The organism is Paenibacillus sp. 01L418, assembly GCF_056400045.1.
In genome coordinates, this window is record NZ_JBFTSN010000048.1 from 14,680 (window position 1) to 29,106 (window position 14,427).

At 40.7% G+C, this 14,427-nt stretch carries 14 protein-coding genes; all 14 read left to right on the forward strand.

The features are described from left to right. Positions 1–82: 82 nt before the first annotated feature. The 14 genes from AC1DSE_RS09440 to AC1DSE_RS09505 all read left to right on the forward strand — a co-directional run bounded on the left by AC1DSE_RS09440 (position 83) and on the right by AC1DSE_RS09505 (position 14,289). Positions 83–1,249, forward strand: a complete 1,167-nt coding sequence (locus AC1DSE_RS09440; RefSeq protein ID WP_477510318.1) for a YhgE/Pip domain-containing protein — start codon at positions 83–85, stop codon at positions 1,247–1,249. A gap of 70 nt (positions 1,250–1,319) precedes the next feature. Then, positions 1,320–1,913, forward strand: a complete 594-nt coding sequence (locus AC1DSE_RS09445; protein WP_441877343.1) for a TetR/AcrR family transcriptional regulator — start codon at positions 1,320–1,322, stop codon at positions 1,911–1,913. A gap of 186 nt (positions 1,914–2,099) precedes the next feature. Continuing rightward, positions 2,100–3,935, forward strand: coding sequence for a hypothetical protein (locus AC1DSE_RS09450; RefSeq protein WP_477510317.1), 1,836 nt, complete (start codon positions 2,100–2,102; stop codon positions 3,933–3,935). Between the two features lie 33 nt (positions 3,936–3,968). Beyond that, a complete protein-coding gene (locus AC1DSE_RS09455; RefSeq protein WP_477510316.1) occupies positions 3,969–5,099 on the forward strand; it encodes a glycoside hydrolase family 88 protein in 1,131 nt (376 codons plus the stop codon). Between the two features lie 16 nt (positions 5,100–5,115). Next, positions 5,116–6,333: a DUF2264 domain-containing protein gene (locus AC1DSE_RS09460; RefSeq protein WP_477510315.1), complete on the forward strand. Its 1,218-nt coding sequence runs from the start codon at positions 5,116–5,118 to the stop codon at positions 6,331–6,333. 313 nt (positions 6,334–6,646) lie between these two features. After that, positions 6,647–6,928 carry a co-chaperone GroES gene (gene groES / locus AC1DSE_RS09465; protein WP_054026679.1) on the forward strand — a complete coding sequence of 94 codons (282 nt, stop codon included), beginning with the start codon at positions 6,647–6,649 and terminating at the stop codon, positions 6,926–6,928. Positions 6,929–7,006: 78 nt separating this feature from the next. After that, positions 7,007–8,641, forward strand: coding sequence for a chaperonin GroEL (gene groL / locus AC1DSE_RS09470; RefSeq protein WP_076269676.1), 1,635 nt, complete (start codon positions 7,007–7,009; stop codon positions 8,639–8,641). Between the two features lie 163 nt (positions 8,642–8,804). After that, positions 8,805–9,716, forward strand: a complete 912-nt coding sequence (locus tag AC1DSE_RS09475) for a tyrosine-type recombinase/integrase (protein WP_477510314.1) — start codon at positions 8,805–8,807, stop codon at positions 9,714–9,716. A gap of 315 nt (positions 9,717–10,031) precedes the next feature. Then, positions 10,032–10,715, forward strand: a complete 684-nt coding sequence (locus tag AC1DSE_RS09480; protein WP_477510313.1) for a hypothetical protein — start codon at positions 10,032–10,034, stop codon at positions 10,713–10,715. A 77-nt stretch (positions 10,716–10,792) separates the two neighbouring features. After that, positions 10,793–11,251 (forward strand): hypothetical protein, encoded by a 459-nt coding sequence (locus AC1DSE_RS09485; RefSeq protein WP_477510312.1) that lies wholly within the window; start codon positions 10,793–10,795, stop codon positions 11,249–11,251. A gap of 164 nt (positions 11,252–11,415) precedes the next feature. Then, positions 11,416–11,598, forward strand: coding sequence for a helix-turn-helix domain-containing protein (locus tag AC1DSE_RS09490; RefSeq protein ID WP_477527623.1), 183 nt, complete (start codon positions 11,416–11,418; stop codon positions 11,596–11,598). 1 nt (position 11,599) lies between these two features. After that, on the forward strand, positions 11,600–12,217 hold the full coding sequence (locus tag AC1DSE_RS09495; protein WP_477510311.1) for an Ntn hydrolase family protein: 618 nt from the start codon (positions 11,600–11,602) through the stop codon (positions 12,215–12,217). Beyond that, entirely contained in the window at positions 12,214–12,669 is a 456-nt protein-coding gene (locus AC1DSE_RS09500) for a hypothetical protein (protein WP_477510310.1), read from the forward strand. Before AC1DSE_RS09495 ends, AC1DSE_RS09500 begins: the two co-directional genes overlap by 4 nt. 483 nt (positions 12,670–13,152) lie before the next feature. After that, positions 13,153–14,289 carry a hypothetical protein gene (locus tag AC1DSE_RS09505; RefSeq protein WP_477527624.1) on the forward strand — a complete coding sequence of 379 codons (1,137 nt, stop codon included), beginning with the start codon at positions 13,153–13,155 and terminating at the stop codon, positions 14,287–14,289. The last annotated feature ends 138 nt before the right edge of the window (positions 14,290–14,427 follow it).

Consider the following 14,427-nt stretch of genomic DNA (forward strand, 5'->3'; position numbering starts at 1 on the left):
TGACAAAAACATCATTTCCGCATAATATTTAAACAGTTGTTTAAAACAATTGTTTAAATAGAGAAAACGGGAGTGGATCATATTGAAAAATGCACTAATTGCTTTTATGAAACGTCCAACGACTATCGTTGGTATATTTACGGCAATCATGTTCCAAGTTATTTTTTCGGTCATTTGGATGACAGGTTATAACGGTGTTACGGACCGCGTACAAAATTTGCATATTGCTATTGTGAATGAAGATGCACAGATGGGACAGAAGATTGCTGGCAACCTTGTTCAGAACTTGCCTTTTAACATGAGTGAAATCAGCAGCATTGACGAGGCGAAGCAGCAGCTGAATGAGCGTGAACTGCAGATGGTCGTATGGATACCGGCGGATTTCTCTCAGAAGGCTTCAGCAGCCGATGGTACAGCCTCCATTCAATATGTAATTAACGAATCAAATCCAGCTCTGATTAAAAGTATTATGAGTGGTGCAGCCGGACAAATAACAGCAGAAGTAAATAAACAAGCCGTAACGGGCGGCATTCAAACGGTACTTGGCAACATGCAGCTGCCAGCAGAGCAAGCTGGAGCAGCGGCACAAGGATTGTCAGAGCGTGTTAAATCTGAAATTCAGTCAACGAACGTGATACAAGGAATGAACAATCAAATGGTTCCGATGATGCTGGTGCTTGCTTCTTATGTCGGCGCGATGATCATGGGTATGAACTTTGAGCAATCTTCCCTTTCACTAGGAGCAACAACAAGCAGATGGAAACGTTTTGGCGCAAGAAGCGTAATTAATGTAGGAGCAGGTGTCATTGTTTCGTTAGTAGGTTCTTCCTTGCTTGCTGCATTTGGCGGTCAGATGGAACAAGGATTCCTTCATATTTGGCTGTTCCAGCTGATGTTCGTATTAACCTTTATATTCGTCTCGCAAATGTTTATTTACCTGTTTGGTTTAAGCGGCATGCTGTTCAATATTATTTTATTGTCGGCACAGCTTGTTACCTCTGGTGCGATCGTACCGCGTGAATTGTTATCCGACTTTTACGTCAAGCTTGGTGATATTCTTCCAGCGACGTATGCAGTTGAAGGTACGATGAATATTTTGTTCGGCGGCCCAGCGGCTACAGCTGACTCTTTGTCACTGAGCGTTATTGCGGTCGTTGCCTTTGCGGTTAGCGTCGTTGCGGTGGCGCTGAAGCGCCAAGCCGCTCCTGTAGTGCAGCCTACAGCAATAATTGCAGGGCAAAAAAGATAATTCAACTGCAGTTTGCTGTTGGTTTAGAAGTGGTTCAAAATAAAAGATATTGTTTTTATGGGGGCCAGTCATGACAACAGGAGATGCGGATATTAAAATTAGAATATTGTCAGCTGCCAAAAAGCTGTTTGCGGAAAACGGCTTCGATAAAACGACCGTTAGGCAAATATGCGAAGAGGCTGGAGCTAATGTTGCGCTCGTCTCGTATCATTTTGGCGGGAAAGAAAATATGTTCTATGCTTTATTTGATTATTATTTTCCAAACAATCAAATTGCCGAGCTAGACCCAATGCAGATAGATCCGGTAGAGGGTGTTAGACTTATTGTTCGTGAGGTAACTAATTTCCGCTACAGCGACTATCAATTAATTAACATTATTCAGCAAGAAGTTATCATGAACACGGATCGAATTGAGAAGATACGCAARCATGTGATGCCGATGTGGGGGAAGCTCCGCTACTGGCTCAAAGAGGGTCAGGAGCAAGGTTTATTTCAATTCAACTCCTTAGATAACACCTTGTTTTCCATTATCGGTACGTTGCTCTTTCATCGGAATAGCCAATATTGGGCTATCTTGCATGAAGAAGAACGTTCATCACAGGAAGCGATCGTCGAGGATTTAACCCTATTTATTTTGGGTGGATTGTACTATAGAGGCGAATAGCTGAAAACCATGAAATACCGTGCGCGAGAAATCGCCGTACGGTATTTTTTTGTTACAGCCTTCTGCTATTCATAAACTACTGGTACAATTTAGGTGCAATGATTATGAAAGTATGGAGTTTCGCATAATGCCCGTTTAGTATAAAGCCAGCAGCTGCGCAGGCAGAATAGGAGCGAGATTATACAAATGAAACGTGACCGGATACAGGAGATTTTGGAGCAGCATAAGAAAAAAGGGCTGACGCTTCTAGCCTCAGGCGGTGAAATCCAGAAGCCCAGTTCGCAACTGTGGAATCAGTCCATTAATGAACAGCTCCTTGAAGAGATTAAAAGGGATGCCGATCGCTTCATGCTTACCCCTGATCCCGAGCTCACTTACTCTCTATTTCGTGTTTATGGAGATACGGGAGAGCGCTTAGCTTATGAAAGAGTATATTTTGAGAGGCGAAAAAGATTGAATTCGTATGTCATTATGGCGCTGCAGGAGCCGGAAAATGTAGATTACGAAGTTGCCGCTCTTAATATGATCTGGTCGGTTTGCAATGAGTTTATATGGTGTTTGCCTGCTCATTTTAATGAAGGATCAGACAGGCTGGACATCGATTTATTTTCGGCGGAGACGGGGTTTGCACTGAGTGAGGTAAAGTTGTTATTAGGTGACCGCTTGCCGGACTTGCTGCGAAGGCGTATAGAGGCTGAGGTAGAGAATCGCCTATTCCGTCCTTTTTTGGAGCAAGGCCCATATGGGTGGGAGACAGCGGATCACAATTGGGCGGCTGTATGCGCGGGTTCGGTTGGGGCAGCAGCGTTGTATCTTATTGAGGATTCGCATAGGCTGTCGCAAGTGCTGGAACGTGTGCTTCATTCGCTTGATTGTTATTTGAGTGGATTTGGCGATGACGGTGCGTGTGCGGAAGGTTATTTATATTGGCAGTATGGTTTCGGATATTATGTATATTTTGCTCAGATGTTAAAAGCGGCAACAGATGGGGAAATCAACTTATTTGCATCGAATAAGGTGAAGGAGATTGCACTTTTTCAGCAGAAATGTTTTACAGGAAGCAGCACGGTCGTTAACTTTAGTGATTCGCGTCCTGAAAGCGGTATATTTATGGGGCTCAGCTGCTGTCTGCATCAGGAGTTTGCAGAGGTCATTGTACCGGATGCGAGCCTTAGAGCGGAGTATTCTGCTGATCATTGCGGACGCTGGGCGCCGGCGATTCGTAATTTGCTGTGGGTGAAAGAAGAATGGATGGTGGCGACTGAAAGTAAAACGATCTGGCCTGCCGAGTCCTATTATTTATCTGATGTGCAGTGGCTTCTGTCTAGACATGCAAGTGAGAACGGTGGCAACTACAGCTTTGCGGCAAAAGGGGGCCATAATGAGGAGCCTCATAACCACAATGATGTGGGCCATTTCATCATACATGCGGATGGACAAGCTTATTTAGCGGATTTGGGCAGCGGAAAATATACGGCGAAATATTTTGGCCCGGAACGGTATTCAATTTGGTGCAATGGCTCTAAGGGTCATTCGGTTCCTATAATAGATGGCTCTCATCAGCAAAATGGGGCTACGTTTAGAGCAGCAGTTATGGAAGCGTCAACAAATGCGAAGATGGATAAGTTTGCGCTGGAAATCAGCTCGACGTATGGCCATTCCAAGCTGGAGCGATTGGAGCGCCGATTTCTGTGGGAAAAGGGAAAGCTGCCGCGCCTGACGCTGACGGATACGATTTGGATGATGCCAAATGGAGATGAATCGGATGCTGAGCGGCAAGTTACAGAGCGGTTCATTACGTTTCTAGTTCCCGAGCTGGTCGAGGAAGGTCGAGTGATTTTAACAGGACAACGCCAATTGTTTATTAATTATGATCATCAGGTTTGGAAGCCGGTCGTTACCGCAAGGAGCGATATCGATCATTATGGCGTTGAGCGATTCTGGTATACGCTTGATTTTGAATGGAAAGCAGCAGTTGAAGTGCCGTTAATTGCAAATTTTATTTTTCAATTTGAATCATAACTACAATATTCGATGCGAGGAGCGAGTAAGGATATGGAGCAGATCAATTGGGCAAATGAAGCTTGGGCAAATGTACATGAGAAGGTTACGAGAACAAGTAATCGGATTGGTGCAAGATTTCCGCATGCGAGCGTCGATGGAACGTATGTGCTGGAGGCGCCTCAGTGGTGGACAGCCGGTTTCTGGCCGGGCTTGTTATGGCTGTTGTACCGTGATTCAGAGTCGAAGGATGATCGATATAAAGATATTGCCGAAGCATGCGAGCAGCAATTGGATGAAGTATTGTTCGGATATGATCGCTTGGATCACGACATCGGCTTCATGTGGTCGCTAACGAGTGTAGCCCGCTATAAGCTGCTTGGTGAAGAGCAATCCCGCAGACGAGCGTTGTTAGCGGCTAGTGTACTTAGCGGAAGATTTAATGTAAAAGGAAACTATATTAGAGCTTGGAACCCATGGGGTGAGGGGGATCGCAATGAGGGCTGGGCAATTATTGACTGCATGATGAACCTGCCTTTGCTCTACTGGGCGAGCGAGACAACGGGCGACCCAAGATTTAAGCATTTGGCGATGGAGCATGCGGATACGGTGCTGGAGCATTTTATACGGACGGACGGTTCGGTTAATCATATTGTAGTCTTTGACCCGCATACGGGTGAATTTGTAAGTGTGAACGGCGGACAAGGCTTTGCGCCAAACTCAGCGTGGTCGCGCGGAGCATCGTGGGCGATTTACGGGATGGCGCTCAGCTATCGTTATACGGGCGAGGCTCGGTACTTGGAGGCGGCGAAGCGGGTTGCCCATTTCTTCCTTGCGAACTTGCCTGAGGATTCGGTGCCGCATTGGGATTTCCGTCTGCCTTCAGGTGTAGAACGTTATCGCGACACGTCAGCTGGTGCTTGTGCTGCCTGCGGTCTGCTCGAAATCGCAAGATCAGTTCCTGCAGAAGAATCGGAGCTATATCAAGCGTCAGGCGAGCGAATAATGCGTTCACTGTACGAGAATTACGGTGCTTGGGATGATGAAGCGGAGGAAGGCTTGATTTTGCATGGGACAAGYCATTACCCAGAGCGGAGAAACATTGATGTGCCGCTTATTTATGGTGACTATTTCTTCGTAGAAGGTTTAGCGCGATTAAGAGGGGATTCCTCGACATTCTGGTAGAGGAGAGGTAACGAACATGCAAATCGAAAGTGGATCACAGATAAACGAAACGCTTCCTATGCGCAAATACTGGCTGGAGCAGATGCTCGCTATTGGCGAACCTGTGTTTAGCGCCCTTGCTGAGCGCCGTCTTAAAGAGAAGATGCCTATAGAAATCGCAATAACTGCTGGAGATACTGATGATGAGAAAGCTGCCGCTGAACTTAAAGCTGACCGAGCGAAATTTACGCATTTAGAAGCGTTAGGACGCCTTTTATCCGGTATGGCTCCATGGCTTGAGAATCAGCACATTAATGGACACGAAGAGGAGCTGCGAATTCGTTATGCCGCGCTTGCTCGTGAAGCAGTGGATGCGGGCACTGATCCAGCTTCGCCAGACTATATGAACTTTAGCGATGGTTACCAGCCGATTGTCGACGCTGCTTTTTTGGCGCTTGCGATATTGCGTGCTCCGATAGAGCTTGGTGAAAAGCTGGAGCAGCGTGTGAAGGCAAATGTAATTACGGCGCTGAAGCAAACGAGATCGAGAAAGCCAGTCTTCTCGAATTGGCTGCTGTTTGCAGCAACGATTGAAGCGGCGCTGCTTAAGCTTGGTGAGCTTGACTGGGACCCGATGCGGATCGATTACGCGTTGAAGCAGCATGAACAGTGGTATTTGGGTGACGGCGCATATAGTGATGGTCCGGATTTCCACTGGGATTACTATAACAGCTTCGTTATTCAGCCGATGCTGGTCGATGTACTTGCCGCAGCAGGTGATGAGCACGAGGAATGGCGAGCCATGCAGGGTGCTGTTGCGAGCCGTTCACGGCGTTATGCAGAAGTGCTTGAGCGGCTAATTGGAACGGATGGAACATACCCGCCAATTGGACGCTCGCTTGCCTATCGTTTCGGAGCCTTTCAAAGCCTAGCTCAGCATGCTTTAAATGATGATTTGCCAACGTCCGTCACAGCATCTCAGGTACGCTGTGCGCTTACCGCAGCGATTCGTAGAACGCTTGAAGTGCCAGGCAATTTTACAGCGGATGGATGGCTTACAATCGGCTTCTGCGGACATCAGCGAGATGTTGGCGAGCGGTACATTTCTACGGGAAGCCTCTATTTATGCGCTGCGGTGTTCTTGCCGCTTGGCCTAGCAAGCGAGCATCCATTTTGGAGTGGAGCAGACGAGGCTTGGACTTCTAAAAAGGCGTGGTCAGGACAAGCTTTTGGCATCGATGCGGCTTTGAAGTAAATCTTTACTGATCCTGAGGTTGTTTTAAAAAGAGCAAACGGTCGTATTTCTGCGGGGAAGCAATTTGAGCATTATCGTATTCTCAAGATATAGTTGGCGCATAATAATAGCTTGAGCGAATCACAATGGACGGGCCAATCCGCACAAAAAAGATTTAGTTCCTTCTGCCTAGTGTAAATAAACGGAAAAATGAAACCAAGCACTTGAAATTAATAACGAAAATGAGTATGATAAAAATAGTTGTTAGCACTTGAAGGTTTCGAGTGCTAACGAGAATATAAGCAGCGACAAATTTTGAAGGAGGCTATTTTCAATGATCAGACCTTTGGGTGAACGCGTATTGATCGAAGCAATCGCGAAAGAAGAAACAACCGCTAGCGGTATCGTATTGCCGGATTCGGCGAAAGAAAAGCCGCAAGAAGGCAAAGTGATTGCAGTTGGAAGCGGCACGCTGAAAGATGGTGTTCGCATTGCTCTTGAAGTTAAAGAAGGCGACCGCGTTCTTTTCTCCAAATATGCAGGCACTGAAATCAAATACGAAGGCAAAGAGTATTTGATTATGAAAGAAAGCGAAATTCACGCGATTTTTGAATAACAACCCGCTTAGGGTCACATAGAAGGCAACACATAAACTAAGCAGTTCTACTTAAACTATTTTGGGAGGTTTCTGTTAATGGCTAAGGAAATTAAATTTAGCGAAGACGCTCGTCGCGCAATGCTGCGCGGTGTTGATGCACTTGCAAATGCAGTTAAAGTAACACTAGGTCCAAAAGGCCGCAACGTGGTACTTGAGAAAAAATTCGGAAGCCCGCTTATCACAAATGATGGTGTTTCCATTGCAAAAGAAATCGAGCTTGAAGATGCTTTTGAAAACATGGGCGCTCAACTTGTTAAAGAAGTAGCTACAAAAACAAATGACGTTGCAGGTGACGGTACAACTACTGCTACTGTTCTAGCACAAGCGATGATTCGCGAAGGCTTGAAAAACGTTACAGCTGGCGCTAACCCTATGGTTATCCGCAAAGGTATCGAGAAAGCTGTTAAAGCTGCTGTTGAAGAGCTTAAAGCAATCTCGAAACCAATCGAAGGCAAACAATCGATCGCACAAGTTGCTTCGATTTCATCTGCTGACGATGAAGTAGGCCAACTTATTGCTGAAGCTATGGAAAAAGTCGGCAACGACGGCGTTATCACTGTAGAAGAGTCGAAAGGCTTTGTTACAGAACTAGAAGTTGTTGAAGGTATGCAATTTGACCGTGGTTATGTATCTCCATACATGATTACTGACACTGATAAAATGGAAGCTGTCCTAGACAACCCTTACATTCTTATCACTGACAAAAAAATTACGAGCATTCAAGAGATCCTTCCGGTTCTTGAGAAAGTCGTACAATCCGGCAAGCAATTGCTAATCATCGCTGAAGACGTAGAAGGCGAAGCTCAAGCTACTCTAGTAGTGAACAAACTTCGTGGAACATTCACTTGCGTAGCTGTTAAAGCTCCAGGCTTCGGTGACCGTCGTAAAGCTATGCTTCAAGATATCGCTGCTCTAACAGGCGGCCAAGTGATTACAGAAGAGCTAGGCCTTGAGCTTAAGTCAACTGGCGTTGAATCACTAGGTTCTGCTCGTCAGATCCGCATCACTAAAGAAACTACAATCATCGTTGACGGCAGCGGCAACTCCGCTGACATCGTTGCTCGCGTGAACCAAATCCGCGCTCAACTGGAAGAAACAACTTCCGACTTTGACCGTGAGAAGCTTCAAGAGCGTCTTGCAAAATTGTCTGGCGGCGTTGCAGTTATCAAAGTTGGCGCAGCTACAGAAACAGAATTGAAAGAGCGCAAACTACGCATCGAAGATGCCCTCAACTCCACTCGTGCAGCGGTTGAAGAAGGTATCGTATCGGGCGGCGGTACTGCCCTCATTAACGTATACAACGCTGTTGCTGCTGTTAAAGCAGAAGGCGACGAGCAAACAGGCGTTAACATCGTTCTTCGTTCCCTTGAAGAGCCGCTTCGCACAATCGCTGCGAACGCTGGTCAAGAAGGTTCGGTTATCGTTGAGCGTCTGAAAAACGAAAAAATCGGCGTAGGCTACAACGCAGCTACTGGAACATGGGTTAACATGTTCGAAGCGGGTATCGTTGACCCTGCTAAAGTAACTCGTTCAGCATTGCAAAACGCAGCTTCCGTTGCAGCTATGTTCTTGACAACTGAAGCGGTTGTTGCTGACAAACCTGAACCTAAGGGTGCTGGCGCTGGCATGCCAGATATGGGCGGCATGGGCGGCATGGGCGGCATGATGTAGGCTAGACTGGATAAGGCTTTTCAGCCTTTCTGCTCTAAACCATCAGACCATGTAGCTCCTTGAATTGAGGTTATTTTGACTTTGATTTAAGAAGCAGTCACTGTTACAAATAATAAATAAAKCAATGACCACTTCTTAATATTCTATTAGGGAGTGGTTTTTTGTGTTGTTAAAGTTTGCATTTCAAGATTTTTTAGATGATCGCAAGTTCAAGAATACGACAAAGGTAAACATCAGGAATTATCAAACGTTGCTTGGAGAGTTTATCAATTACTGTGTAGAGCATGAAGTAGTCAACGTTGAAAATATTACACAAAGTCATGCAAAAAGTTACTTGATACATTGTCAGGAAAAAGGAAATAAAGCTGGTACTGTAAACACAAAACTTATGAGAATGAGAGCATTCTTCAATTATATGGTGGAGTGCGAGGTAATAAAGATTAGTCCAGTTAAAAAGATTAAGCTATTGAAAGATGATGTGAAGGTTGAAGTATTTAATGATGAGCAAATTATTCAAATGTTGAGTTACTATAGGAGAATTAAACGTAGAGAGAAGAGTTATTGTGCCTATCGTGACTACATGCTTATTGTTGTGATTTTAGGTACTGGTATTAGAAGAGGGGAAATTATCAATTTGAAATGGTCAGACATTGATTTTGAAAATCAATCAATATCTGTATTTGGCAAAACGAGACGTAAAGAGACATTACCTATGACAGAGAAACTAACCAAAGAACTTCGAGCATATCAAACCTTCTGCAAACAACATTGGGGGAAGAGTAGCGAATATGTATTCACCAAGAGGGACTATAACCAGATAACTGAATTTTCACTAATGCAAATATTTCAATATTTAGGTGAGAAGATGAACTTTCCAAACATAAGAGTATCGCCGCATACTTTTCGACACACATTTTGTCATCGACTTGCTATGTCTGGAATGAGTGCTTTTGCAATTCAAAAGCTGATGCGTCACCAAAGTATTACGGTTACGATGAGATATGTTGCAATGTGGGGAAATGAATTACGGGAGCAGAATCAGAGGTTTAACCCACTAAATTATTTGGATATATAGCGTGTAAGGTACATGAGGATAGCATGGAGCTTTAAAGAAGATTCTGAAATAGACCAATTGCTTCTATAAATCGCCAGAAAGTACTCAGAAACTTGTACATGAACATGGATAATTATAAAACCTTCTATTGATACGATAGCCATTACAAGCCAAACAACAGTCTGATATGAAGTGAATATAACTTGAACGGTTGAATAGCCGTTCTTTTTTTGACCATAATGTTTAAAATCAACATAAAATCAACAAAATATATTTACATTCATCAAAATCATCTATATAATAAGAATATGAGAGAAATGAAAGAGAGTGATCTGAATGATTGGATTAGAATTTATTTGTAAAGTGTATAACATCGAAAACAAGGAATTAGCAGAAAAATTAAAAATAGTACCTACAAATATTAGTAGCTGGTTGAAAGGAACAAGGGAGATACCTAAAAAATACTTGAGCGTTTTATCAAAGATATTCAAGGGTATCGCATCAGAATATTTTCAAAAAGAGCTTACTCATGTTGATGAACTGAAAATACGCATTCATTACATAGAAACAATGGATTTTGATAATCGTCATGGAGAGCTTATTGTCGATAATCCTGAAGGTGAAACGATTTTGGATGAGTATATTGATGATTATGAAGATCAATTAAAGAGCTTATACGATCAACTGAATCAAACAATAAAGATTAATTCGTATCAAGAAAAAGTGCAATATATTTTTGAAACCATCTGGGCGTTAGACTCGAATACAAAGACTGAAATTTTCAAAGAGAAGAATGCTGAAGACTTCATTATTTCAAAGCTAAATAGCTATCTTGATCTCCTTAAAAAGTTTCATGTTAATGACATCAACGCAGTTGATAGTTTAATAGGCTATTTAAAACATTATCATGGTGTAGAACGGAGAAAATGGCAGGATCAGGAGTTATTTCCAAATGAAAAACTATTATCTTTCTATCAAGATTTAGAAAGTGTGCTGAAAAAACACAAGGTTATAGAGTAATAATGAACAAAATAAAAGAGAGGAAACATGATGTTTCCTCTTACATACAAATCAAATATAAAACTAAGGAGCTAACTATGAAAAAATATAATAGTGTCAAAGAAATGAAAAAGAGATATGCCATGTTAAGAGATGAAAAAAAGTCTATGACAAAGTATTTTATGAATTATGAACAAGTTTTAAAACTTTTGACAGATCATGTTGGCTATATGGGGGAGAATTTGGATGAAGGAACGAAAAATCAATTACTGTGGTTGTTAAAAGAAAAGAACAAACTAGAAAAAAACTTATTATTGAATGGATTTGAGATGAATTTATTAGACTCAAAGATAAAGAAATTATTTAAAGGAGTAATTGAGAATGATCTTATGGACATTACAATTTATAGTTGTAATAGGGATTTAGCTGAGTACGAAATTGAGGAGGATACTATTATACAATGCGGTAGCCCATATAAAGTGGAAAAAAATCAAGCTCAAGTTGAATTTAAATTTTATCCAACGTCAAAGCGAGAAAAGCTAACTTCTTCTTATTAAATACCATAATTTGACAAATTTATCCTCATATGATATAATACTTGTATGGTCGAATTAGAGATTGCTCTAAATATTATCGATCAATCAAATTATATTTGTATAACTAGGGGATTCTTATGAATCCCTTATTTCTGTTGTCCAAAAATATCAAGGAGGTAGTCAGATTGTCAGAGAGAGATGAATACAGGCTTTTAAGAATACGGAAAAGGATAAGGCTAAGCGTACTTGCAGTGCTTTTGAATTGTCACAAGTCGCATATTAGTAATTATGAAAATAGTAGGAATGGAATGAGCTTAGATAAAGTTATAGAATACAAAAAATACATTGATGAAAAAGGAGCTGAGTAAGATGAGCTTATGCATAGCTATAAATAATCCAAGCAATTATGTAATGATTGCTGGCGATGGGCGAATAATGAAAGGGAAAAAGGTAATTAGTGATAATCACAAGAAGTTAACTAGATTGACTAATAAGGTATCTATTTTTTGTTCTGGAGCGCAAGACTATTGTGAGGAGCTGCGTATACGAATAGCTCATTTAGTCAATGAAGAAACTTCAATAGACAAGATAGCCCTTATCGTACAAAAAGAAAGTTTATTGGTTCATCTACGCTTCATTTTGGATTATCCAACCTACTACGTTCATGAACCAACAGGTTCAGGGTTGGCTATAATACTAGCTTACTTTGATGTAGAGAAGAATCAGAGTGGTTTTATCCAATATTCCCATTCGGACGGATTTGAACCGCATGTTATAACGTCTTCTGAAGTCGTTGTAAGGGGCATTGGACAACAGAATGGATTAGACTTCCTAGTCAATCATTTCAACCCAAATCAAGCCGTAGAAAGCCTTCTGGATACATTTGATTTCGTGGGAGCTTTAGAAGAGAGAGTTGGTGGTAATATTACGGTTCATATATTAAGCAGAGAGAATATTACAGAATTCGAGAGAGGACAAAAGATATGAATGTTCAGATGGGGAAAAACGCTACTTTGAGTTGGAATCAGGTGACTAGTCAACCGAATGCTGCGGCTTTAGGTGGTATTATGGCTAACTCCAGCAGATTAACACATATAGATGCTAATGGTGTTTATACTGGAACACTGACTGCAGATCAGATAATTGCAGGGAGGATAAGTTCAGATTACATTGACACTTCAAACTTAGCAGCGGAGAAGATATATCAGAAGGGATATCCAGCAAACTTTATCAAAGTTGGAGGACAATTTGGCGACCTGGAACTTAGCTACAACGGAAATAATTACTTTACCATCTACAATGGTGTTGACTATGTTTCTCTAAAACATTTTGGAAATGAATATTTGAGAATGTCAGGTGCAGCCAGTGCAGCAATTCCTGTAGGTAAATGGGATTTTAGTTCTGCGATAGTAACAGGAGTTACGGCGGTGTTTGGTTAAAAAATTAATCTAAATATTGAGATAGATGCTATCACGTGGTTAGCTTACTTGTTGTTCAAATTTATGAAAGAAGGTGGGAAAATGTTTTCAAATAGAGATGTTTTCTTTTATTGTTATAGTCCAAAGTTATTTCATTATTTCATAAAGAGAGGCTTTAAGTATATATGCTCGGGGTTAAATGAGAGTACTGGAATTAAGTTTTGGCAATTTAGTGGAACAACCGAATTAAACAAAGCTTTAGCTGAGTATCGATTATTGKGTTCAAAAGATACCGTGAGAAAAAAAGATCGGTAAAATTTAACCGTATGATAAAATCATTTCGGTAATATACAACCTTATTATTCTCAAATATAAGAAATATTCGATTATATATAACCTGATTTTGCAGAGTATACAGAGAAAAAGTTACAGAGAATACTTCCTACAGATAAAAGAGAAGGAGGAGGGAGGTTCTCAATTTTATTATTATGGAGGTATTATCAGTTGATAAAAAAAGAAGAAAAAGGATTCGTACCAGTTGCAAACAAGTATTTTTATTCAGAAAGGTTAACGCCAAATGAGTTGTATTTATTTTATTATCTTTATGCATCACGTAGTTTTTATTGTCCAAATATATGTAGAACCAATTTAAACTTAATAGCATCAGAAGTAAAGTTTTTAAAAAAAGTGCAAGACAATAGAGATCGAATCGTTGAGAGCCTACTCTCTCTTGAAATAAAAGGGGTCATTTTTCTCAGTTTTAATGATTCAAATTTAAAAAAAGCTTCTAAAATCGATATTACTTTCMCTATAATTGAGAAAGGATTTGAGAAGATTCAATATTCTATATATGATTTAACAACTAATGCAGAAGAGTTTATGGTATTGTGTGCAGTCAAGACATTAAAGAAGTCTATTTCTGCAATAGAGTTTTCTGCAATACTGAATTGTTCCGAACGACATGTTACTGACTTAATAAAGAAGATGGAGGAGAAAGGACTTTTAAATGTGAATAGTGGGAGACATTATGTGAACGAAAATAATCAAGTCAGACAAGAAGTGAATTCATATACCGTAAATGAAGATCAAGATTCTGAAAACATTAATCATAAAAATAATTCAAATAACGCGGAGGAAGAAACACGACCAAGTAATTGGGGAAACAAGGAAAAGAAATTAACAACTAAAGATTACTACGTTTACTTAACAACTAAAGATTTGAATTTTAAAACTATGGTTGAAAGAATAATCTATTATTTAGAGAATCCTAGTGATACTTCTAAAAGACCGTTTGACTTCAGTAAAATGAGAAGTGATGCTGAATTAATGGTTGAGAAAGAAAGAGCTAAAAGCATTATTAATGGTGTGTATATGGAAGGTGATGCAACAATTTTACCAGTTACATGTGATAATATTGATAATATTGATTTTTCAAAAGTTTCAGGTGTAATGTATAGTGAAGGCGGAATAAAAAGAACTGGAGATTTTAGTATATTGGCTAATGATAAAGAGAATAGTTCTGAAATGGAATTTATATATAATCAATATATATCGATTGTTAAAGAAAATAGAACTTTTAATAATATAGATGCTAAATGCATAAAAAATGAAATTATAAAAAATTCGGAGACTCTAGCTTGAGTACAAACATGTATAAACAGTAAAAAATAGCCACCTACTCAATTGTTGAGTAGGTGGCTCTTCTTAATTGCTATTTTAAATTGCGTTATTTCATATATTTTATTCCTGTCTGAGTACACATTTGGAGTGTGTGTACTC

Excerpts from the sequence above, each read along its gene's own strand:
- AC1DSE_RS09450 (WP_477510317.1), top strand. The coding sequence starts at position 2,100 with ATGAAACGTGACCGGATACAGGAGATTTTGGAGCAGCATAAGAAAAAA.
- AC1DSE_RS09460 (WP_477510315.1), top strand. The coding sequence starts at position 5,116 with ATGCAAATCGAAAGTGGATCACAGATAAACGAAACGCTTCCTATGCGC.
- groES (WP_054026679.1), top strand. The coding sequence starts at position 6,647 with ATGATCAGACCTTTGGGTGAACGCGTATTGATCGAAGCAATCGCGAAA.
- groL (WP_076269676.1), top strand. The coding sequence starts at position 7,007 with ATGGCTAAGGAAATTAAATTTAGCGAAGACGCTCGTCGCGCAATGCTG.
- AC1DSE_RS09480 (WP_477510313.1), top strand. The coding sequence starts at position 10,032 with ATGATTGGATTAGAATTTATTTGTAAAGTGTATAACATCGAAAACAAG.
- AC1DSE_RS09485 (WP_477510312.1), top strand. The coding sequence starts at position 10,793 with ATGAAAAAATATAATAGTGTCAAAGAAATGAAAAAGAGATATGCCATG.
- AC1DSE_RS09495 (WP_477510311.1), top strand. The coding sequence starts at position 11,600 with ATGAGCTTATGCATAGCTATAAATAATCCAAGCAATTATGTAATGATT.
- AC1DSE_RS09500 (WP_477510310.1), top strand. The coding sequence starts at position 12,214 with ATGAATGTTCAGATGGGGAAAAACGCTACTTTGAGTTGGAATCAGGTG.